The sequence below is a fragment of the Rahnella selenatireducens genome (genome assembly GCF_046449555.1).
GTDB lineage: Bacteria > Pseudomonadota > Gammaproteobacteria > Enterobacterales > Enterobacteriaceae > Rahnella > Rahnella selenatireducens.
Genome location: NZ_JBKEZJ010000005.1, coordinates 232,518 through 253,608 on the forward strand (window position 1 = coordinate 232,518; position 21,091 = coordinate 253,608).

17 protein-coding genes and 1 pseudogene are annotated in these 21,091 nt (G+C 54.6%); 15 read left to right on the forward strand and 3 right to left on the reverse strand.

Features of this window, described 5'->3' with window-relative positions:
• Positions 1-256: 256 nt before the first annotated feature.
• The 8 genes from ACLBVC_RS10870 to ACLBVC_RS10905 all read left to right on the forward strand — a co-directional run bounded on the left by ACLBVC_RS10870 (position 257) and on the right by ACLBVC_RS10905 (position 9,835).
• Positions 257-1,336, forward strand: coding sequence for an iron-containing alcohol dehydrogenase family protein (locus tag ACLBVC_RS10870; protein ID WP_410149600.1), 1,080 nt, complete (start codon positions 257-259; stop codon positions 1,334-1,336).
• A gap of 9 nt (positions 1,337-1,345) precedes the next feature.
• Positions 1,346-2,650 carry an LLM class flavin-dependent oxidoreductase gene (locus ACLBVC_RS10875; RefSeq protein WP_410149601.1) on the forward strand — a complete coding sequence of 435 codons (1,305 nt, stop codon included), beginning with the start codon at positions 1,346-1,348 and terminating at the stop codon, positions 2,648-2,650.
• Between the two features lie 15 nt (positions 2,651-2,665).
• A complete protein-coding gene (locus ACLBVC_RS10880) occupies positions 2,666-3,877 on the forward strand; it encodes an aminotransferase class I/II-fold pyridoxal phosphate-dependent enzyme (RefSeq protein WP_410149602.1) in 1,212 nt (403 codons plus the stop codon).
• Positions 3,878-4,648: 771 nt separating this feature from the next.
• Positions 4,649-5,752, forward strand: coding sequence for an ABC transporter ATP-binding protein (locus tag ACLBVC_RS10885; protein WP_410149603.1), 1,104 nt, complete (start codon positions 4,649-4,651; stop codon positions 5,750-5,752).
• Between the two features lie 64 nt (positions 5,753-5,816).
• Entirely contained in the window at positions 5,817-7,097 is a 1,281-nt protein-coding gene (locus ACLBVC_RS10890) for an ABC transporter substrate-binding protein (RefSeq protein ID WP_410149604.1), read from the forward strand.
• Positions 7,098-7,106: 9 nt separating this feature from the next.
• Complete coding sequence (locus ACLBVC_RS10895; RefSeq protein ID WP_195815858.1) at positions 7,107-8,030, forward strand: carbohydrate ABC transporter permease; 924 nt, start codon at positions 7,107-7,109, stop codon at positions 8,028-8,030.
• A complete protein-coding gene (locus ACLBVC_RS10900; RefSeq protein ID WP_410149605.1) occupies positions 8,027-8,872 on the forward strand; it encodes a carbohydrate ABC transporter permease in 846 nt (281 codons plus the stop codon). The genes ACLBVC_RS10895 and ACLBVC_RS10900 overlap by 4 nt, the downstream gene beginning before the upstream one ends.
• A gap of 18 nt (positions 8,873-8,890) precedes the next feature.
• Complete coding sequence (locus ACLBVC_RS10905) at positions 8,891-9,835, forward strand: metallophosphoesterase (RefSeq protein WP_410149606.1); 945 nt, start codon at positions 8,891-8,893, stop codon at positions 9,833-9,835.
• Between the two features lie 45 nt (positions 9,836-9,880).
• Here the strand turns inward: ACLBVC_RS10905 and ACLBVC_RS10910 are convergent, their stop codons facing one another.
• A complete protein-coding gene (locus ACLBVC_RS10910; RefSeq protein WP_410149607.1) occupies positions 9,881-10,873 on the reverse strand; it encodes a 2-hydroxyacid dehydrogenase in 993 nt (330 codons plus the stop codon).
• Positions 10,874-11,110: 237 nt separating this feature from the next.
• Between ACLBVC_RS10910 and ACLBVC_RS10915 the strand changes: the two genes are divergently transcribed.
• The 3 genes from ACLBVC_RS10915 to ACLBVC_RS10925 are packed head-to-tail and all read left to right on the forward strand — an operon-like array spanning position 11,111 to position 14,374.
• Positions 11,111-13,822, forward strand: coding sequence for a YdbH family protein (locus ACLBVC_RS10915; RefSeq protein ID WP_458351913.1), 2,712 nt, complete (start codon positions 11,111-11,113; stop codon positions 13,820-13,822).
• 10 nt (positions 13,823-13,832) lie between these two features.
• Positions 13,833-14,027, forward strand: a complete 195-nt coding sequence (locus ACLBVC_RS10920) for a YnbE family lipoprotein (RefSeq protein ID WP_410149608.1) — start codon at positions 13,833-13,835, stop codon at positions 14,025-14,027.
• A gap of 41 nt (positions 14,028-14,068) precedes the next feature.
• Entirely contained in the window at positions 14,069-14,374 is a 306-nt protein-coding gene (locus tag ACLBVC_RS10925) for a YdbL family probable chaperone protein (RefSeq protein WP_410149703.1), read from the forward strand.
• A 122-nt stretch (positions 14,375-14,496) separates the two neighbouring features.
• On the opposite strand, the gene ACLBVC_RS10930 is transcribed toward ACLBVC_RS10925, so the two are convergent.
• Complete coding sequence (locus ACLBVC_RS10930; protein ID WP_195815863.1) at positions 14,497-15,114, reverse strand: FMN-dependent NADH-azoreductase; 618 nt, start codon at positions 15,112-15,114, stop codon at positions 14,497-14,499.
• A 300-nt stretch (positions 15,115-15,414) separates the two neighbouring features.
• On the opposite strand from ACLBVC_RS10930, the gene hrpA reads away from it, so the two are divergent.
• From hrpA to ACLBVC_RS10945, 3 genes and pseudogenes are all read left to right on the forward strand, one after another.
• A complete protein-coding gene (hrpA, locus tag ACLBVC_RS10935; RefSeq protein ID WP_410149609.1) occupies positions 15,415-19,308 on the forward strand; it encodes an ATP-dependent RNA helicase HrpA in 3,894 nt (1,297 codons plus the stop codon).
• Positions 19,309-19,416: 108 nt separating this feature from the next.
• A pseudogene (locus ACLBVC_RS10940) lies at positions 19,417-19,551 on the forward strand (STM2901 family protein); the annotation flags it as partial.
• Positions 19,551-19,886 carry a DUF1493 family protein gene (locus ACLBVC_RS10945; RefSeq protein WP_195824698.1) on the forward strand — a complete coding sequence of 112 codons (336 nt, stop codon included), beginning with the start codon at positions 19,551-19,553 and terminating at the stop codon, positions 19,884-19,886. The pseudogene ACLBVC_RS10940 and the gene ACLBVC_RS10945, both read left to right, overlap by 1 nt.
• A gap of 26 nt (positions 19,887-19,912) precedes the next feature.
• Here ACLBVC_RS10945 and ACLBVC_RS10950 read toward each other — a convergent pair whose 3' ends face one another.
• Positions 19,913-20,395: an Hcp family type VI secretion system effector gene (locus tag ACLBVC_RS10950; protein ID WP_218521025.1), complete on the reverse strand. Its 483-nt coding sequence runs from the start codon at positions 20,393-20,395 to the stop codon at positions 19,913-19,915.
• A 299-nt stretch (positions 20,396-20,694) separates the two neighbouring features.
• Between ACLBVC_RS10950 and ACLBVC_RS10955 the strand changes: the two genes are divergently transcribed.
• Positions 20,695-20,892 carry a hypothetical protein gene (locus tag ACLBVC_RS10955; RefSeq protein WP_195815865.1) on the forward strand — a complete coding sequence of 66 codons (198 nt, stop codon included), beginning with the start codon at positions 20,695-20,697 and terminating at the stop codon, positions 20,890-20,892.
• Positions 20,893-21,091 lie beyond the last annotated feature (199 nt).

Consider the following 21,091-nt stretch of genomic DNA (forward strand, 5'->3'; position numbering starts at 1 on the left):
TTGTTCATGAAATTAACCCTTTACAGCGCTATCATTTCTTTGATCCAGCACAGGATGCAAGGAGTTTTGTTGCCATAGCTAAAATTCATCTATTCTATTGCGAATTAGTGAATAAGGATCCGTAATCAGAACTTTGTTTATTTTTTCAATTCTCGTACGATGTTTATATAACGACTTAATATATCCAATATCCGAATTCCTGTTTATTACGGGCAGGCAGTTTATTCAATTACTGACCAGAGAATAGGGCATCATCGTGTTCGCTATAAAATCACCGCAAACCTATCACCATCAGCCGGGGCTGCGTGCCCGCACCGGTGAACTTCTTGCCGTTCATTCGAATGAAATTGCCATTATCACCAGCCCGAAAGCCTGGCAGGCGGTGAATCCGCAGCTGGAAAAAAGCCTGCGTGAGGCGGGGATCCGATGGCAGGTGAATTTCCTGACCACCGAATGCACCGATGCCGCGATCGAAACGCATCTCAACGCCGTGCGAGCGCAAAACGCCACGCTGGTGCTGGGTATCGGCGGCGGACGCGTGCTGGACTGCGCGAAAGCCATCGCGAATCTGATCGATGATGTAGTGCTGGTGACGCTGCCGACGGTGGCCGCCACCTGCGCCGCCTGGTCGCCGGTGAGCATCATTTACAACGCGCATGGCGGGCACGTCCGCAGTCAGCCGTTATCGCGAATGCCGCTGATGGTGCTGGTGGACAGCGAAGTCATCGCCCAAAACGATGTCCGTTATCTGAAGGCGGGTATCGTGGATGCGCTGGCGAAGTGGTACGAATTCCGTCCGTATAAACAGAAAAGCGACGACAGCCTGGCGCTGAATCTCAAGATTCAGGCGGCAAAACTGGCGGTGGAAACCTTTGATAAATACGGCGCGCAGGCGGTGCTTGATAACGCCCGCCATGAAGTGACACCGGCGCTGATTAAAGTGATCGACGCCAATATCGCGGCGGCGGGCATGGCAAACAGCATGCGCGATGAAACGCCTGCACCGGGTGTGGCGCACGCCATTCACAACCGTTTTACCCATCAGCCTGAACTGCACGACTGGCTGCACGGCGAGAAAGTCGGTTTCGGCCTGCTGGTGCAGTCGCTGATGGAAAGCGACAACGGTGAACCGGAGCCGGAACTGCTGGCGCTGCTGCGTCAGTACGATGCGCCGCTGGCGCTGCCGGAACTCAACGGTAACCGCGATGAAATCCTTGCATCTATTGCCCGTGAAGTGAAGTTCTCCGCCGAAAACGCGGCGCGCCTGCCGTTTTCCATGGCCGCTGAACACATCGAAAAAGCCCTGCGGGCGACAGAAAATCAACATTATTCTTAGGAACATTTCATGACTTCTTCTTCAGAAAACACCAGAAAGCTGCGCCTCGGCCTGTTTGTTCAACCGCTCGGACATCACGTCAGCGGCTGGCGTTTAACCGAACAGCTCGGTTCGCCAACGGACGTAGAATGGCTGACGTGGATCGCCAAAAAAGCCGAAGAAGGCAAGTTCGATATGTTCTTCATCGGTGACGCGCTGGCGACCAGCGTTTACCGGCTGCCTTCTACCATGGCGCGCCTCGAGCCGCTGACGTTACTGGCGGCGCTGGCGGTGCAGACCCGTCACATCGGGCTGGCGGCGACCGCATCGACCACATTTACCGATCCGTTTAATCTGGCGCGCAGCTTTTCGTCGCTGGATCACATCAGTCATGGCCGTGCAGCGTGGAACGTGGTGACGTCGTTTTCCACCGACGTGGCACGCAATTTCAGCCGGGAAGATATGCCGATGCACGCCGAGCGTTACGCCGTGGCGCACGAGTTTCTCGATGTGGCGTTTAAGCTTTGGGAAGGCTGGCAGGAAGGCGCCGTCGCGCCGGACAAAGACAGCGGCCAGTATTTCGTGAATGAAAAAATTCAGCCGGTTAATCATCGCGGGAAATATTTCCAGGTGCAGGGACCGCTGAATATCACCCGTTCACCGCAGGGACGTCCGGTCATTATTGAAGCCGGTTCATCCGCTGACGGCCAGAAGCTGGCAGCCGCCACTGCCGAGGTAGTGTTTACCGCTGCCGCGACGCTGGAAGAAGCACAGACGTTTTACCGTTCGCAGAAACAGCAGGTAAAAGGCGCAGGGCGCAACCCGGATCATGTGCTGATCCTGCCCGGCGTGATGCCGATCGTGGGCCGCACGCGGGAAGAAGCGCGTGAAACCTGGCGCGAACTCAATTCACTGGTGGATATCGATAACGGTATTCGTCAGCTTTCGACCCGCTTTAATATGGATCTCAGCCAGTTCCCGCTCGACGGCCCGGTGCCGGATGTGCCTGCTGGGGAAGGCAATCAGAGCCGTGTGAAACTGCTGACGGATCTGGCCTACCGCGAAAATCTGACCCTGCGTGAACTGGCTGCGATTGCTGCAGGTTCACGCGGTCATCGCGTGCTGGTGGGAACCGCCGAAGATATCGCCGATGATTTCCAGCACTGGCTGGAGCAGGGCGGCGCGGACGGTTTCAATATTATGCCCGCCATCATGCCGGAGCAGCTTTCGTTGTTTGTCGAGCTGGTGATCCCGGAATTACGCCGTCGCGGGTTGTTCCGCGAAGAGTATGAATTCAGCACATTGCGCGAAAATCTGGGTTTGCCTGCGCTCTGAGATAAGGATAACGGTATGACGATTTCGTTGTCACAGCGCGTGCAACGCGTCTCGCTTTCGGCCAACGCGGCTGCAAAGCAGCGCACTAATGATTTGAAAAAGGCCGGTGTCGATATTCTGGATCTCACCACCGGTGAACCGGATTTCGATACGCCTGAGCACATCAAGCAGGCGGCGTATGAGGCGATTGCACGCGGGGAGACTAAATACACGCCAACGCCCGGAATACGGGCGCTGCGTGAGGCGGTACAGCGAAAATTGCAGCAGGAAAACCGCCTGGAGTTTGGCATCGATAACCTGATGATTGCCAACGGCGCGAAGCAGGTCATTTTCAACGCGTTTGCGGCGACATTAAACGACGGTGATGAAGTGATTGTGCCGGTGCCGTACTGGCCGACGTTCCCGGACAGCGTGCGTTTTAACGGCGGCGCGCCAGTGTTTGTGGAATGCCATCTGGAGCAGGGTTATAAGCTTTCACCGGCGCAACTGGCGGCCAGCATCACGCCGCGCACGCGCTGGCTGGTGCTCAATCATCCGGGGAATCCGAGCGGTGCGGTGTATTCAGCGCAGGAGTTACAGGCGCTGGCCGTTGTGCTGCGCGGGCATCCGCAGGTGCTGGTGATGCTCGATGATTTGTACGAACATATTCTGTTTGATGGCCGCGAACACCGTAATTTGCTGAACGTGGCGGACGATTTTCAGGCACGCAGTTTGCTGGTCGGCGGCGTGTCTAAAACCTACGCCATGACCGGCTGGCGCATCGGTTTCGGGGCCGGGCCAAAAGAACTGATCACCGCGATGACCGTGGTGCAGTCGCAAATCAGTTCTGGCGCAAGTTCTGTCAGCCAGGCCGCGGCGCTGGCGGCGTACACCGGCGGGCTGGATTTCCTCGCACCCCAGGTGGCGGCCTATCAGCAGCGGCGCGATGACATCACGGGCATCCTTTCCGGCGTTGACGGGCTGGAACTTTTACAGCCACAGGGCGGTTTCTTCGTCTTCTGCCGCTGTGCGGGGCTGATCGGGCGTTACCGTCCGGGCGGCGCGAAAATCGAAAACGAAGCCGATGTGATGGATTATCTGCTGGAAAACGGCGTCTCCGGCGTGGGCGGCAGTGCGTACGGCTTGTCGCCATACTTCCGGCTGTCGATTGCCACAGACAACGCCACGGTGATTGAGGCCGGGCGGCGTATTGCGACGGCGTGCGGACGGTTAAGCACGGTGCTTTAGCCCGGTAACCCTGTGGGGTGGTGCCCGTACGGGGGGGACGTCAAGTTTAAATTCAAGTTCAAGTTCAAGGTCGTGGGCGTCGGCCCACACCGACTTGGGGGGCGGCCTATCGCCGCCGCCACCCAAGACCCCCAGGCTCTTAACTGCGCGCTGCCGCTGGCTGGCACTGTTTCAGCAACTCCGGCTAGTGCCGCAAACGCCGCCGCTGCGCGGGTCTTTCGCTTCGGGTTCGAACCTGCTCGAAAACAGACTCTCGCCATTTCTCACCACTCTCTCAACGTCGTTCTGAAAGCGGCCAGCGACTTTTAGTTCGCAACCTCACCATGCCATTCATTATTTTTAGAAAACTAAGAAGTCTCAAAATCGATTGTTTTCAATGGATATATGGCGCACTCAAAATCCAGCTGAACGGAGCGGCTTCGAGACCAATGGCTCGAAGACCGAGTGAAGGAAGCACGAAGTGCCTGGATTTGCGCCACACGCTGATGCGAAAGAATATGTCCGTCGTTCCAGCGATAGCGCGCAGTAAAAAAGACGTGGAGATTCCAAAGAGGCCCCGTCCTGGGCCTCTTTGGTCGGTTTCGGCGCTGTGAGTTAAGTGATCACAGTTATTGAGAAGCCGAAACTTTCTCGATCAAGCCATCAATGCAATTGAAAACCGAAACTTCCTCGATCCCGCCATCAGGGCGAGTGAAAAAAACCAAATTTCATAAAAGCGTCACTTAACCCCGCTAGGTTATGCCCATCACCGGTCAGAGACGGGCAACGGACATGAGTTATTTATCACTCCATCACATACACAAAATCTGGGGCAATAAAGTTGCGCTCAATGACATCAGTTTTGATGTGGAAGAGGGCGAATTTATTGCGCTGCTGGGCCCTTCCGGCTGCGGAAAATCCACCATGCTGCGAACGATTGCCGGGCTGGAGTCGGCCGACAGCGGAGCGATCTATTTCCAGCAATCCGACGTCACCGCGCTGACGCCGTCACAACGTAAGTTGTCGATGGTGTTTCAGTCTTATGCATTATTTCCACACATGAGCGTGCGGGAAAATCTGCTGTTCGGGCTGAGGGCGCGTGGCGAAGATAAGCGGCAATTTGCTTCGCGGCTGGCGGACGTCAGCCGGCTGATGGAGCTGGAGCCGCTGCTGGACAGATTGCCTGCGCAGCTTTCCGGCGGCCAGCAACAGCGCGTGGCGCTGGGGCGGGCGGTGATCGCCAATAACCGGTTGTGCCTGATGGATGAGCCGCTGTCCAATCTCGACGCCAAACTGCGCCAGAGTATGCGCCGCGAGATCCGGGCGATTCAGAAAAAACTCGGCCTGACGATGGTGTACGTCACCCACGATCAGACCGAAGCGATGAGCATGGCTGACAAAATCATTCTGCTTAACGACGGGCGCATCGAACAGCACGACACGCCGGACAATCTCTACAACAACCCGGAAAGCATTTTTGCGGCGCAATTTATCGGTGCGCCGCCGATGAATATCCTGCCGCTGACGCGTCGCGGTGAACATCATTATCTCGCCACTATGCCGGTTCCGGTTGTGGAAATGCCGGGTGACGCCTCGCTCAGCCTCGGGCTGCGCGCCGAAGATATTCAGCTGACCGATGCCATGCAGGCGGGGCTGACGGCGCAGGTGATCAGCCACGAATATATGGGTGCCGATACGCTGGTGGTGTGTTCCATCGCCGGTGCCGCAGAGCCGCTGACCGTAAAAGTGGCCGGTATGAAGCGTTTTGCGGAAGGCCAGCCGGTCGGGCTGCAATGGCTGAACAGCACACAATATTTTTTCTTCACGACGGGCGGAAAACGCTGTTATGACGCAGAGGAATTTTGTTTGCCCTCTGGCCAGAGAGTCGCAGTCTGACGGCCATTTATCGTCGTGAACGTCTTTTTTTACTCTTACTACAACACTTGCCGAAGGGAAAACCATGTCACTTGTTCATCGCTTTTCACGCCTTGCTACCGCTGTTTTACTGATCACCGGAACCTCTGCTTTTGCGGCAGATCCGGTAAAATTACAGATGTATTACCCGATTGCCGTGGGCGGAAAAATCAGTCATACGGTCGATACGCTGGTGGAAGATTTTCAGAAAACGCACCCGGATATCAGCATTCAGCCGGTTTACACCGGGGATTATGCAACGACGGTAACGAAAGCGCTGACGGCGTTTCGCGGGGGCAATGCGCCGCAAATCGCGGTGATCGGCGATATCGAAGCCTATTCCCTGATTGACGCGGGCGCTATCGTGCCGGTGAGCGATCTTGCCAATGATGCCGAGGGGAAAAAGTGGATCGACGGTTTCTACCCGGCCTTTATCCGCCACATTCAGGACAAAGTCTGGAGCATTCCGTTCCAGCGTTCGACGGTGGTCTTGTACTGGAATAAACAGGCGTTTGAGAAAGCGGGTCTGAACGGCGATACGCCTCCGGCCAACTGGCAGCAGGTGGTGGATTTCGGTAAGAAACTGGTGGTGCGCGACGGCAACGACGTCAAACAATGGGGCATTGAAATTCCTTCCACACCAAACGGTTACTGGAACTTCCAGGGCATCGCCGCCACTAACGGCAGCCATCTCGATAACGGCAAAGGCACCGCCGTCACGTTTGACACGCCAGCCAACGTGGAAGCGCTGCAATGGCTGACGGATCTGGCGCAAAAAGACGCGGTTTCCCCGAAAGGCGCTATTGCCTGGGGCACCACACCGCAGGATTTCATCGATGGCAAAACGGCCATGATGGTGACCACCACCGGCAACCTGACGACGGTGCGTGACAACGCGAAATTCCCGTTCGGCGTAGCGATGCTGCCGGAGAAAACGCAGCGCGGCAGCCCGACCGGCGGCGGCAATCTGTATGTGTTCAAAAACGCGACGCCTGAGCAGCAGAAAGCGGCGATGGAATTCATCCGCTGGGTTTCCGCTCCGGAACAGGCGGCGCGCTGGAGCATCGCGACCGGTTATGTTGCGACGTCGCCTGCCGCGTGGGAAACACCGGTGATGCAGGATTACGTGAAACAGGTTCCCCAGGCGCTGGTGGCGCGTGAGCAGCTGAAATATTCACAGCCGGAACTCTCGACGTACAACAGCGTGCAGATTCAGGAGCTAATGAACCATGCGATTGAAGCGGCGGTGACGCAGGCGAAAACGCCCGCCGACGCGCTCAGTTCTGCACAAAAACAGGCGGACCGTCTGTTGAAACCGTATCAGTAAGGCTCGCGGATGAGCATTCCTCACAGCACGCTTCACGCTGTTGCCCCGGCAGCCCGCACACGCGGGTTGTCTTTGCAGATTTACGGTTATCTGCTGATTTTGCCCGCGCTCTGTTTTTTGCTGCTGTTTACCCACTATCCGGCGCTGGCAACGATTTGGGAAAGTGTGTTCAGCGCTGCACGCAACGGGCATCCGGCGCAGTTTGTCGGGCTGGATAACTACCGGGCGCTGCTTGATGACGACACGTTTATGCTGTCGCTGCGCAACAACCTGCTTTATGCGGTGATCACCATTCCGCTGTCGGTCGCGCTGGCGCTGATGATGGCGTTGGCGGTCAACCGCCGTTTGCGCGGTAACGCGATGGTTCGCGCAGCGTTTTTCATCCCTTCTTTATTACCAATGGTGGCGATCGCCAATCTCTGGCTGTTTTTCTATACGCCTCAGCTCGGATTGCTTAACAAACTGATGGCGCTGTTTTCGCTGCCCGCCGTGAACTGGCTCGGCGAACCGGGCACCGCGCTTTACAGCCTGATGGTGGTTTCCGTTTGGCGCGAAGCCGGGTTCTTTATGATTTTTTATCTCGCGGCGTTGCAGCAAATCGATCCGCGTCTGGCTGAGGCGGCAGAAATAGAAGGGGCGTCGCGCCGCTACTTTTTCCGCCGCGTGCAGTGGCCGCTGCTGATGCCGACCACGCTGTTTATTCTGATCAATGCGTCGATGAACGCCTTCCGCATCGTTGATCAGGTGATTGCGATGACCAACGGCGGGCCAAACAACAGCACCAGTCTGTTGCTGTTTTATATCTACCGCACTGCGTTCAGCTACTGGGATTTGCCGTACGCCTCGGCGATGACCGTGGTGTTGCTGGCGATTCTTGCCACGATTGCGCTGATCAAATTCAATTTGCTGGATAAAAGGACGCACTATCAATGAGCAGCCTGACGATGACGCTAACGCCGGTGCGGACGTTTTCCGCAGGCCGCCTGTGCCTGAATATTGCCATCTGGCTGGCGGCGTTTTTGTGGTTTTTACCGGTGCTGGTGTCGGTCTGGGTCGCGATTCATCCGGCATCTGAACAGGGGAGTTTTTCCCTGTTTGCACCGCTGACTTTTCAGAATTTTATCAACGCCTGGCAAGCCGCGCCGTTCGGGCGCTATTTTCTCAATACCACGCTGCTGGTGCTGATGATTGTGGTGTGCCAGCTGATTTTAGCGACGCTCGCCGCCTACGCGCTGGTACGGTTTAAACTTAAAGGCGCGGGGATCATTTTTGCGCTGGTGCTGTTGCAGCTGATGATCAGCCCCGACGTTCTGATCCTCAATAACTACAAAACGATCGGCGCGTTCGGCCTGCGCGATAGCCTGCTCGGGATAGCGCTGCCGTATTTCGCCTCGGCGTTTGCCATTTTCCTGCTGCGCCAGACGTTCCGAAGCATTCCGCTGGTGCTCGAAGAAGCCGCGGTTGTGGAAGGTGCCAGCCGTTTTTACATTCTGCGTAAAATCTATATCCCGCTGGCGAAACCGGTGTACGTGGCCTTTGCGCTGGTGTCGGTAAGCTTTCACTGGAACGATTTCCTCTGGCCGCTGGTCATTACCGATTCGGTAAAAGTGCGGCCGATTACCGTCGGACTTCAACTGTTTTCTGCGCCGGAACAGGGCGTGCAGTGGGCACTGATTGGCGCGGCAACGCTGATGACGGTGCTGCCGTTATTGGCCTTATTCCTTATTTTTCAACGTCAGTTCGTTCAATCCTTTATGCGGGCTGGGATTCGTTAAGAACAACCGGAGCATCTTATGACCGTCATCACCTCATCCCCTTTGTTATCGGAAGCGCAGGAACGGGCTCTGGGCAACGTGAGTGCTTTGTATCAGTTGCCGGATATGCATGACGCGGCAGTTTCAGGCGTCAGGCTGCGTTTCGGGCTGATTGCGGACCCGCAATATGCCGATGCAGACATACAAAAAGAGCGTCATTACCGCAACAGCCTGAATAAACTGGCGACAGCGATTAATGAGCTGAATGATTTAAAGCTCGATTTCGTGGTCACGCTGGGCGACCTGGTGGATCGCGACTGGAGCAGTTATCAGGCGGTGCTGGCGCGTTACGAGGCGTTGCGCCATCCGCACGCCGTGCTCATTGGTAATCACGATGCGCAGGTGATTTCCCAACATCTGGCGGCACAGTCTCCAGCGCTGGGGTTGCCGAAAAGCTATTACCAGTTCAGCCTGCCGGGTTATCGTTTTCTGGTGATTGACGGCAACGACGTCAGTTTGTACTGCAATCATGCCAACGGCGAAGACCGCCAGTTGGCAGAATTTATGCTCGATGAACTGACCGAATGCCAGCAGTCGCAGGCGCAGCCGTGGAACGGCGCGGTAGGGCGTAAACAGCTGGAATGGATTGAGCAAAACCTGAAACAGGCCCGCGCGCAGGGCGAAACGGTGCTGGTGTTCGGCCATTACCCGCTGACGCCGGTGAATACGCATAACCTGTGGAACTGCGAAACGCTGGTGGAATTGCTATGCCGCTATAACGTGCGCGCGTATTTCGCCGGGCACGATCACCGCGGGGGCTATGACCGCGTGGAGAATACCGATTTTATTACGCTAAAAGGCATGGTCGACGGGGAAAGCAGCCTGCCATTTGCATCCGTCACGTTGACCGGCGACGTACTGACGATCACGGGCTACGGGCCGGAAATTAGCAGGGTGTTGAGCCGCCAGGTTGAGTCTCTGTAACAAGCAAAAAGCCCGCCGTAGCGGGCTTTGAACATCATGACAGGGCTACGCCGTCAGCACATTCGGGCAGTTCTGCCCTTTGGCCAGCTGATCGATGTTCATCAGCGTGGTTTCTGAAATGCTGGTCAGCGCGTCGCTGGTCAGGAATGCCTGATGGCCGGTAAACAGCACGTTGTGGCATGAAGACAGGCGGCGGAAAACGTCGTCGAGGATAACTTCGTTTGAGTTGTCCTCGAAGAACAGATCTCGCTCGTTTTCATACACGTCCATGCCCAGCGCGCCGATTTTCTGTTTTTTCAACGCGTCAATGGCGGCCGTCGCATCCAGCAAACCGCCGCGGCTGGTGTTCACGATCATCACGCCATCTTTCATTTTGGCAAAGGACTGGGCGTTGAGCAGATGGTGGTTTTCCGGTGTCAGCGGGCAATGCAGGGAAATAACGTCGGATTCTGCGTAGAGCGTATCCAGATCGACATATTCGGCGCCCAGTTCCAGCGCCAGCGGGCTTGGATACGGGTCGAACGCCAGAATCCGCATTCCAAAACCTTTCAGAATACGCATGGTTGCCACGCCGATTTTACCGCTGCCGATGATACCGGCGGTGCGCTGATGCATGTTAAAACCAATCAGCCCTTCAAGTGAGAAGTTTGCTTCACGTGTGCGCTGATAAGCGCGATGAATATGGCGGTTCAGACACAACATCATGCCCACGGTGTGTTCAGCAACGGCTTCCGGTGAATAGGCCGGAACGCGCACAACAGAGATGCCCAGTTCTTTCGCCGCCTCAAGATCGACGTTGTTAAAGCCCGCGCAGCGCAGCGCCAGCGTTTTTATCCCCAGAGAAGCCAGTTCCTGCAGCACTTCGCGGCTGCCGTCATCATTGACGAAGATGCAGACGGCATCTGCACCGGCTGCGGTTTTTGCAGTTTGCGGGGACAGCAGAAAATCGAAAAATTCCAGTTCATAGCCATAATGTTCATTGACCAGTTCCAGATATTTCCGGTCGTAATTTTTAGTACTGTAGACAGCCACTTTCATGGTGTTTCTCCGCAGTGAGTTTGAATCTCTGGCGAAACCGTTTCCGTATGTTTTATAAGGAATAAACATTTTCAGAAACAATTCGCAATATGCCACCAAACTAACAGAGCGTCGGGGTGCCGACAATTTTTCCTGTGCTATTTGGGTGCCGGATACTGGTATTTCAACCATCAGTTGTTACGCTAATTATGATATCTTGCGTGCGGTCAGACGATTAAGTGCAAAACAAGGCAAGTCATGAGGAACGGACTGAAGAGAAGCGCGCAAATTATCCTGAGTATAGTGGTGATTCTCACGCTGCTGATGTGGGGGTTATGGAAAACGGTGCCGCGATGGCTGCCGCCGGTTGCCAGCCACTGGCTCCCGAAAGGAACACAACTGACGCTCAGCGGTGCGCCGCACTGGTCGGACGGCGTGTTGCAATTGCCGGGGCTGCGTTATTCCGCCGGTGAATGCGCGCTGGCGACAGCGGAAAATGCGCGCCTGAGCAAAGAAAACGGACGCTGGGCGCTTAATGTTGATGCGCTGAAAGTCGATACCGCCTGTCTGGCACAACTGCCAAAAAGTGACGCCTCAACCCCGTTCTCCGTGGCGGATTTACAGCATCTGTTGCCCGACGGGCGCGTCAATGTGACGCAGCTTTCTGTCACGCCGTGGCAGCGTTATGCGGGGCAGGTTCAGCTGAGCAGCGAAGGCGGTGTGCAACATCTGACCGTGAGCGGTGAGGCGCTGAAACTCGACGCTGTTCTCGGTGCTGACCGCTCGCTGGCGATCCATACGTTCAGCCTCATCCCGCCCGGAAGCGAACAACCCGTCACGCTCAGCGGCAAACTTCTTCTGCCCGCCACGTTCGATCAACTGCCGGAATCCGGCGAGCTTCATGCAGAAATTCAAACCGCGCAGGTTCCTTCGCCGCTGGACATTATTCTCAGCTGGCAGGCAACGGAGGGCCAACTGACGCTGACGGAAAAAGGCGGCGATAAGCCGCTGGCGATTCTACCGTGGAAACTCAATGGCAATGCATTGCAGATTTCACAAGGGCAATGGCGCTGGCCGTATGCCGCGCAGCCGCTGGCCGGTGGCGTCAACCTGACGCTCAGCGACTGGTCACCGGCGTTTGATCAGACCAATATCACCGCGCGCCTGAATGTGCTGACGCAGGGCCACAACGGCAAAGCCAACGTGGTGCTCAGTATGGGGCCGGGGCGCATCGGGTTGCTCGACAGCAACTTAGGTTTCCGGCTGACCGGGCAGGCGAATTTGCAGGCCACTTCTCTGAGCGCCTCATTGCCCGGCGAACTAAGCGGTTCAGTGCTGAACCCAACGCTGTTACTGCGCAGCGGTTCACTGCTACGCGCGTGGGGAAAACCGACGCCGGAGCTGACCATCACCGACGCACGCTGGCCGCTGGCGGGTGTGAAAGTATCGGCGCAGGGCGTCAGCGGGCCATTGCAGGCGATTCTGAAAGCCAGTCACAGCTTCTGGGGTAAATTCGATCTGCATCTCAGCGGTAAATCACAGGAATTCTGGCCGGACGCCGGGTTGTGGGATTTCAACTACTGGGGCAACGGGCATCTGCCGCCGCTTAACGGGCGCTGGGATATGTCCGGCAAAGGACAATGGCACGATAACCGGATCAGCATCAACAGCCTTTCGACCGGTTTCGACCGTCTGCACTACGGGCTGGTTGACGTGGAAGCGCCACGTCTTACGCTGGATCATCCGCTGGTCTGGCTGCGCCCGCCGGCTGCGCGATTTAAACCGCAATATCCTGATTTACCGACAGTATTTAAAGGCGATATCAAACTGGTGGCGAAGAAAATCGCGCTCACCAACGGCGGTTATCTGCCGCCTGCGACGCTGGTATTACAGCTCAGCGGCGACAGCCCGGACAGGTTTGGCATGCGCGGTATGCTGGACGCCAGACCGATTGGCCCGATCCGGCTGACCGGACGCTGGGACGGCGAGCGTCTGCGCGGCGAAGCCTGGTGGCCGAAGCAGCAGCTGACGTCTTTCCAGACGCTGCTGACGCCCGATCTCAACATCAAACTGCGCGAAGGGAGTTTCTACGCGCAATCAGCATTTTCCGCTGCACGGGGGCAGGGCTTTGTCGCCGGTGGCCACTGGGTGGTGAAAAATGGCGGTCTGTGGATGAAAGACGGCGACCTGAGCGGGCTGGATTTCAGTCTGCCGTACCGTTTGCAGGATTCCGTCTGGCAGCTCGGTGTGAAAAAGCCCGTCACGCTTCGTATCGGCGAAGTGAACAATCTGGTGGCGATGAAAAATATCACCGCCGATTTACAGGGGCATTATCCGTGGAGCGAAGGCAAACCGCTGACGCTCACCAATCTGGGCGTCGATATGCTGCGCGGGCATCTGAGCCTGTCGGCACTGCGAATGCCTCAGCACGACGCGGCGGTGCTGAAGCTGGAAAAAATCAATCTCAGCGAGCTGTTTACGGCGCTGAAACCCAAACAACTGGCGATGTCCGGCGTGATTTACGGCGAACTGCCGCTGTTTGTTGAGAATCCAAAATGGATCATTCAGAACGGGTGGATCAAAAATGACGGTGGCCTGACGCTGCGTCTGGATCCGCAGTTTGCCGATGCGATGGCCAGCGGCAACTTCGCTAATAAAATGGTGGTGAGCCTGTTGCGCTATCTGGAAATCAGCCGTTCCGACGCACAGGTCAGCCTCGATAATCTGGGCGTACTGACGATGGCGGCGAAAGTCGACGGCGTGAATTACACCGACACGACTCACGGCGGCGATAAGGAAAAACGCGAAATCGTGCTCAATTACACCCATCAGGAAAATATTTACCAGCTGTGGCGCAGTTTGCGCTTTGGCGACAATCTTCAGGACTGGCTGCAACAGGAGGTGTCTTTGCCTGCTGATGCGCTGTCGAAAGGTCCGGTTTCTGCCGGACAGAAAAGGAACAAACAGTGAGGAAGGAACAATGAAACTGCGACTCGCCGGGCCATCTCTGGCGCTCAGCGTAATGATGCTCAGCGGCTGCGTCCCGCGCATCGAGCTGGCGGCGCCGAAAGAGCCGATCACGATAAACATGAATGTGAAAATCGAGCATGAAATTCATATCAAAGTTGACAAGGATGTCGAGAATCTGTTGAAAAATCAGAGCGATTTGTTCTAGGAGCCCGTATGTCCGGAGTTGTGTTTAAAAGATTCAGCCTGATGATCCTCGCCAGCGGATTCCTGTTTTGCAGCCAGGCTTTTGCGTTAACGCTCAATGAAGCCAAACAGCAGGGGCGCGTGGGCGAAACCCTTTCCGGCTATCTGGCACCGGTCAGGCAGGATGCAGAAAGTGTTGCGCTGGCGGCAAAAATCAACGATGCGCGCAAACAACAATATCAGCAGGTGGCGCAGGATAATAACGTCAGCACCGACGACGTTGCCAAACTCGCCGGGCAAAAACTGGTCGCCAGAGCCGCAAAAGGTGAATTTGTACGCGGCATTAACGGGCAGTGGTTGCAGAAGTAAGCCGGAATTTAAGGCATGAAAAAAAGCGCGCCTTTCGGCGCGCAAGTGCTTTATCACAACGTCATCTGAGCAGGTCTGAAGGATTCTAAAGTGAATGATGGCTCAGATTGTGATAACAGAGGTTATGCAGCAGCCAGTTCTTTGATTGCTGCATCGATCGCTGCTTTCGCGTCGGTCTGTGCTTTAGTCGCGACTTCCGGACCGTAAGCAATACCTTCCGCGTAAACGAATTCTACATCGCTCATGCCCAGGAAGCCCAGGAACAGAGACAGATAAGGGGCAACCAGATCGCTTGCGGTGTCTTTATGGATGCCACCACGGCTGGTAAGAACGATAACGCGTTTGCCTTTCACCAGACCTTCAGGGCCTTTCTCGGTGTATTTGAAGGTCACGCCAGCACGAGCAACCAGGTCAAAATAGTTTTTCAGCTGAGTCGGGATGTTGAAGTTGTACATTGGTGCAGCGATGACGATCACGTCATGCGCCTGCAATTCTTCAATCAGGGTATTGGACAGAGCCAGTGCTTCTTCCTGACGTGGAGACAGCGGAGCATCGGATGGACGCAGTGCGCCAACCAGTTCGCCATCCAGTACAGGGATTGGGTCAGCAGCCAGGTCACGAACAGTTACGGTCGAACCGCTGTTAGCGGCCTGATACTGTGCAACCAGATAATCGGCCAGTTGGTTAGACTGAGAGAAGTTAGCCAGAATGCTTGATTTCAGAACGAGTACTTTGCTCATTAGTGAGTTCCTTAACTGTGTGAACATTGGGGAGCAGATTTTATAACCAGAACATCCCCGGAATGGAACTTACTTTATTCACAAAGCTTATTCAGTGATAGCGCAATATTTCGAGACCTCCGTTCAGTATTTTTGAACAAGACACGAAAGGCTAAAATAGTCGAACTTTCTTCATCCTCAATAGCTTGTGTTAACATATTGGCAAACAGGCTCGTATGAACCCGCCTCAAATCATTTCTCATTCAGATGACGGATGCTTTGCCCATTCAGTCCGCTGACTTGCAACAAGGAATATCGAACGTGAAATCACCGCTCGCGGCATTATCAGCGCAGTTAGACGGGCTGATGCTACGTGACCGGCAACGCCTGCAACGTCGTTTGCAGGGTGCCAAAAAGACTTTTGATCAGAACACTAATCCTCAGGCCGTTGAAGCATTAACGGCTGAGCTTCAGAACGCCATTTCCGAAAGCCTGAAGAAAGTCACCGCCCGTGAAGCCTCACGGCCAAAAATCCGCTATCCGGAAAATCTGCCGGTCAGCCAGAAAAAAGACGACATCTTTAAGGCCATCCGCGACCACCAGGTGGTGATTGTCGCCGGTGAGACCGGTTCCGGTAAAACCACGCAGATCCCGAAAATCTGTATGGAACTCGGGCGTGGCATTAAAGGGGTCATCGGGCATACGCAGCCACGCCGTCTGGCGGCGCGTACTGTCGCCAACCGTATTGCCGATGAGCTGGATACCACGCTCGGCAATACGGTCGGCTATAAAGTCCGTTTTAACGATCAGGTCAGCGATAACACGCTGGTGAAGCTGATGACCGACGGTATTCTGCTGGCGGAGATCCAGCAGGATCGTATGCTGATGCAGTACGACACGCTGATCATCGATGAAGCCCACGAACGCAGTCTTAACATCGACTTTATACTTGGTTATCTACGCCAGTTGCTGCCAAAACGCCCGGATCTGAAAGTCATTATTACGTCCGCGACCATCGATCCGCAGCGCTTCTCCCGTCATTTCAATAACGCGCCGATCATTGAAGTTTCCGGCCGTACTTACCCGGTTGACGTGCGTTATCGCCCGATTGTGGATGATGCGGACGACGTCGACCGCGACCAGTTGCAGGCGATTTTTGACGCCGTGGATGAACTGGGTCGCGAAAGCATGGGCGATATCTTGATCTTCATGAGCGGTGAACGTGAAATTCGCGATACCGCCGATGCGCTGAACCGTCTGGATTTGCCGCATACCGAGATTCTGCCGCTGTACGCGCGGCTGTCGAACAGCGAACAAAACCGCGTGTTCCAGTCTCACGCCGGTCGCCGTATCGTGCTGGCGACCAACGTGGCGGAAACCTCGCTGACCGTGCCGGGCATCAAATATGTGATTGACCCCGGTACCGCGCGTATCAGCCGTTACAGTTTCCGCACTAAAGTGCAGCGCCTGCCGATTGAGCCGGTTTCTCAGGCCTCGGCCAATCAGCGTAAAGGCCGCTGCGGACGCGTTTCCGAAGGTATCTGTATCCGTCTGTATTCGGAGCAGGATTTCCTGTCGCGCCCTGAATTTACCGATCCTGAAATTCTGCGTACCAACTTAGCCTCTGTTATTTTGCAAATGACGTCGCTGGGACTGGGCGATATCGCGGCATTCCCGTTTGTGGAAGCGCCGGACAAACGCAATATTCAGGACGGCGTGCGCCTGCTCGAAGAGCTGAACGCCATCAATAATGCGGTCGATGGCCGTTACTCGCTCACGCCCCTGGGCCGCCAGCTGGCGCAGTTACCGGTCGATCCACGTTTGGCGCGCATGGTACTGGAAGCGCAGAAAAATGGCTGCGTGCGTGAAGTGATGATTATCACCGCCGCGCTGTCGATTCAGGATCCGCGTGAGCGTCCGATGGACAAACAGCAGGCATCTGATGAAAAGCATCGCCGGTTTGCGGATAAAGATTCTGATTTCCTGGCGTTCGTGAATTTGTGGGATCACCTGAAAGTGCAGCAAAAAGAGCTGTCTTCGGCGCAGTTCCGCAAGCTATGCCGCAGTGATTTCCTCAACTATCTGCGCGTGCGAGAGTGGCAGGATATTTACACTCAGCTGCGTCAGGTGGTGAAAGAACTCGGGCTGCCGGTGAACAGTGAGCCGGCGGAATACCGCGAGGTGCATTGCGCGTTGCTGACCGGTTTACTGTCGCATATCGGCCAGAAAGACGCCGACAAACAGGAATATACCGGTGCGCGTAACGCCCGTTTTGCCGTGTTCCCCGGTTCCGGTTTATTCAAAAAACCGCCGAAATGGGTGATGGTGGCGGAACTGGTGGAAACCAGCCGTTTGTGGGGGCGCATTGCCGCCCGCATCGAACCGGAATGGATTGAGCCGCTGGCGCAACATCTGGCGAAAAGCAGTTACAGCGAACCGCACTGGGAAAAAACGCAGGGCGCGGTGATGGCGACGGAAAAAGTCACGCTGTACGGCCTGCCGATTGTGGCTGCGCGCCGGGTGAATTACGGCACGATCGATCCGGTGGTCTCGCGCGAGTTGTTTATCCGCCATGCGCTGGTGGAAGGCGACTGGCAGACGCGTCATGCGTTTTTCCGCGCCAATTTACGCCTGCGTACTGAAGTTGAGGAGCTGGAACACAAATCACGTCGCCGCGACATTCTGGTCGATGACGAGACACTGTTCCTCTTCTACGAGCAACGCATCGGGCAGGAAGTGGTGTCGGCGAAGCACTTCGATACGTGGTGGAAAAAACAACCACAAGACAGCCTGAATTTTGAAAAAAGCATGCTGATCAAAGAGGGCGCGGGCAACATCAGCGCCCACGATTACCCGAACTTCTGGCATCAGGGCAATCTCAAACTGCGCGTGACGTACCAGTTTGAGCCGGGCACTGACGCCGATGGCGTCACGGTGCATATCCCGTTGCCGCTGCTCAATCAGGTGAGTGAGGAAGGTTTTGACTGGCAGATCCCCGGCATCCGCCGCGAGCTGATTATGGCGCTGATTAAGTCATTGCCTAAACCTGTTCGCCGCAATTTTGTGCCTGCGCCAAACTATGCGGATGCGCTGCTCGGACGCATCAAACCGTTCGAAATGCCGCTGCTTGATGCGATGGAAAAAGAGTTGCGCAAGATGAGCGGCGTGACCATTGACCGCGAAGACTGGCATTTGGATCAGGTGCCCGATCATCTCAAAATGACGTTCCGCATTGTTGATGAGAAGAACAAAACACTGCGCGAAGGCAAAGATCTGATGGCGCTGAAATCTGGCCTGAAAGAGCAGGTTCAGCAGACGCTTTCCGCAGTGGCCGATGACGGTATCGAACAGCGCGATTTGCATGTCTGGAGTTTCGGCACACTGCCGGAACGCTACGAGCAAAAGCGCGGCGGTTATGAAGTGAAAGCGTATCCGGCGATTGTCGATGAGAAAGACAGCGTGGCGATCCGCCTGTTTGACAGCGAACTGGAACAGCAACAGGCGATGCTCACCGGGATGCGGCGTTTGCTGCTGCTGAATATCCCGTCGCCGGTGAAATACTTGCATGAAAAGCTGCCGAACAAAGCCAAGCTGGGGCTGTATTTCAACCCTTACGGCAAAGTGCTGGATCTGATTGACGACTGTATTTCCTGCGGTATCGATAAACTGATCGCGGAATCCGGCGGGCTGGTGTGGCGCGAGGAAGATTTCGCGAAGCTCCACGAGCATGTGCGCGCCAATCTCAATGACACCGTGGTGCAAATCGCGATTCAGGTTGAGCAGATCCTGACGACGGTTTTTAATATTAATAAACGGCTGAAAGGGCGGATTGATATCTCGATGGCACTGGCGCTTTCTGATATTAAAGCGCAGATGTCCGGCCTGATTTATCGCGGTTTTGTCACGCAAAACGGCTGGAAACGGTTGCCGGATACGTTGCGCTATTTACAGGCTATCGAGCGGCGGATGGACAAGCTGGCGATGGATGCTCACCGCGACCGAGCGCAGATGCTGAAAGTCGAAAATATCCAGCAGCAGTGGCAGCAATGGCTGAACAAACTGCCGCCGGTTCGTCAGCAAAGCGAAGATGTGAAGGAAGTCCGCTGGATGATTGAAGAACTTCGCGTCAGCTATTTTGCCCAGCAGCTGGGCACGCCGTACCCGATTTCAGATAAACGAATCTTGCAGACGATGGAACAGTTAGTCAGTAATTAATTGTATTTATAGACTTTAAAATTACCGGTTTTCCCATAGTGGCACTCTGGGGTTGATGCCTCATAGTGCCATTTTTGCATCGAGTAGTTTGACCTGTTCATGGCTCCTTTTATTGGTCGCTGGATTCCGTGGTTGGGATACGCGCAGATTGTCATGATGCTTGAAATGGTTGGTAGGAGTACCAGAAACAAATACAACCTCATCGCAAGACCTGAACACCGAATCGCTTGGACGTATTTCTAATGGACGAGAGGGATTTTGAAACGGAAATTTGTGAATATTTGACCAAGCATTATGGTTTCAGAAAGAGCTGGCGTGACCCTGAAATTGTTCCTGTTCAAAAGCACTGGGGAATAAACGAAGGGGAATTTAACTTACTTCCCGAAGACGCCGAAGACATGCTTGTAGACGTTTTCACTAAGTACAGCGTCGATTATTCAGATTTTGACATGTTAAATTATTACGAAGCGGAGAGAGCGTTTTGGCAAAAGAAACTGCCACAACGCGCGTTAAAACCGCTAACCGTCGAAATGATTATTGAAGCTGTGAAAGTTGGGCGATGGTTTTACGATGATTAAAGAAAGGGGCTTTCGCCCCTCTCAAACTAAGCTGTCTGACGGTCATTCCACGAATCGGCAAAAATAATATTGCCGTCGTTGTGCTTCCAGGTAATTTTCTCGTAACGGATTTCAACCGTTTCCATATGGTTCTCATTTGGATTGCTGGCTGCGGCCATTGCCGGAGAAATCGAAACTATCCGCACTTTCTCCAAAAGCATGTTGAAATATTCCACTTCCTGACCGGCATCATTAATGCGATACCACTTAATTTCAGCTGATTCGAGGTTCTGGCCTGTTGCCACAGCCTTGTAAATATAAGGGCTTGAGCAGTCAAAATCTTTTACGATAAGCAAAGGGGAGTGCATGCGTGTAGCTGTAACTTTCCCTGTTGCGTTGTCAGTCGGGATCATCAGGTTGTGATGAAATCCTTTCACCTCGATGCTATGTTCACGTCCGTTAACATCCACTCCGCCTTTAATCAGCGCGCCGCCGTCATCTTTGAGCCATAAGTAAGCTGGAATTGCCATTTCTCTTATCTCCTTGAGTTTATAAAATTTTGAGTAAACCTACGCACGGAGATATCAGAGAGCAATGAATCGAATGATGGGGAGGTGATTTTCATAAGTTTATTATTGATTGCCAGCCATGATTTAAAGCGAGGTTTCGGCGGCTAAAATAAGGACACTCCGGGAGCATAAAAAGGGGCATCCCAAAATGCAGACAATGGAACAACGGTTCAGCAATTAAGGGATTCGGAATTCAACTCTGATGAAAAACTTAAAATTTCTGCTAATTTTGAAACGGGCTTATTATCAGGGTGAACATTGTGATCGATGAAAAAGAACAAACCGGTTTAATTGGTCTGGCGATCGGTGCCGCTGTGATGGGGCTTATTTCCGGGCAGAAACCCATAAACCGCGAAAGTCTGATTGAAGAACTGCAAAAGCTTGGGCGTCAGAAAGGTGACGGCGTTGAGGATGAAGTCTTCGTTAAGGCCGCGCAGCTGGTGAGTAAAGGGCTTTAAATTATGCCACATTGCAGGCGAAAAAAAGCCCGCAACCAGTGCGGGCAAGACGACATCAGTATTCGAAAACCTTGTTAAGGCAGAACAAGGCCATCATAACGTCTGGGTAAAAATCTGATTCGTGGGTTAGCTGCATAAAGAGCACGTTGTTTAAGTCATTAGACCAGTCAACATGTCAAAAAGGCCGCTCTCAGCGACC

Bases quoted from the DNA above. Each gene is read 5' to 3' on its own strand.
- ACLBVC_RS10945 (WP_195824698.1), top strand. From the start codon at position 19,551: ATGGACGAGAGGGATTTTGAAACGGAAATTTGTGAATATTTGACCAAG.
- ACLBVC_RS10930 (WP_195815863.1), bottom strand. From the start codon at position 15,114: ATGAGCAAAGTACTCGTTCTGAAATCAAGCATTCTGGCTAACTTCTCT.
- ACLBVC_RS10905 (WP_410149606.1), top strand. From the start codon at position 8,891: ATGACCGTCATCACCTCATCCCCTTTGTTATCGGAAGCGCAGGAACGG.
- ACLBVC_RS10915 (WP_458351913.1), top strand. From the start codon at position 11,111: ATGAGGAACGGACTGAAGAGAAGCGCGCAAATTATCCTGAGTATAGTG.
- ACLBVC_RS10920 (WP_410149608.1), top strand. From the start codon at position 13,833: ATGAAACTGCGACTCGCCGGGCCATCTCTGGCGCTCAGCGTAATGATG.
- ACLBVC_RS10885 (WP_410149603.1), top strand. From the start codon at position 4,649: ATGAGTTATTTATCACTCCATCACATACACAAAATCTGGGGCAATAAA.
- ACLBVC_RS10925 (WP_410149703.1), top strand. From the start codon at position 14,069: ATGATCCTCGCCAGCGGATTCCTGTTTTGCAGCCAGGCTTTTGCGTTA.
- ACLBVC_RS10890 (WP_410149604.1), top strand. From the start codon at position 5,817: ATGTCACTTGTTCATCGCTTTTCACGCCTTGCTACCGCTGTTTTACTG.
- ACLBVC_RS10910 (WP_410149607.1), bottom strand. From the start codon at position 10,873: ATGAAAGTGGCTGTCTACAGTACTAAAAATTACGACCGGAAATATCTG.
- ACLBVC_RS10895 (WP_195815858.1), top strand. From the start codon at position 7,107: ATGAGCATTCCTCACAGCACGCTTCACGCTGTTGCCCCGGCAGCCCGC.
- ACLBVC_RS10950 (WP_218521025.1), bottom strand. From the start codon at position 20,395: ATGGCAATTCCAGCTTACTTATGGCTCAAAGATGACGGCGGCGCGCTG.
- ACLBVC_RS10880 (WP_410149602.1), top strand. From the start codon at position 2,666: ATGACGATTTCGTTGTCACAGCGCGTGCAACGCGTCTCGCTTTCGGCC.
- ACLBVC_RS10875 (WP_410149601.1), top strand. From the start codon at position 1,346: ATGACTTCTTCTTCAGAAAACACCAGAAAGCTGCGCCTCGGCCTGTTT.
- ACLBVC_RS10900 (WP_410149605.1), top strand. From the start codon at position 8,027: ATGAGCAGCCTGACGATGACGCTAACGCCGGTGCGGACGTTTTCCGCA.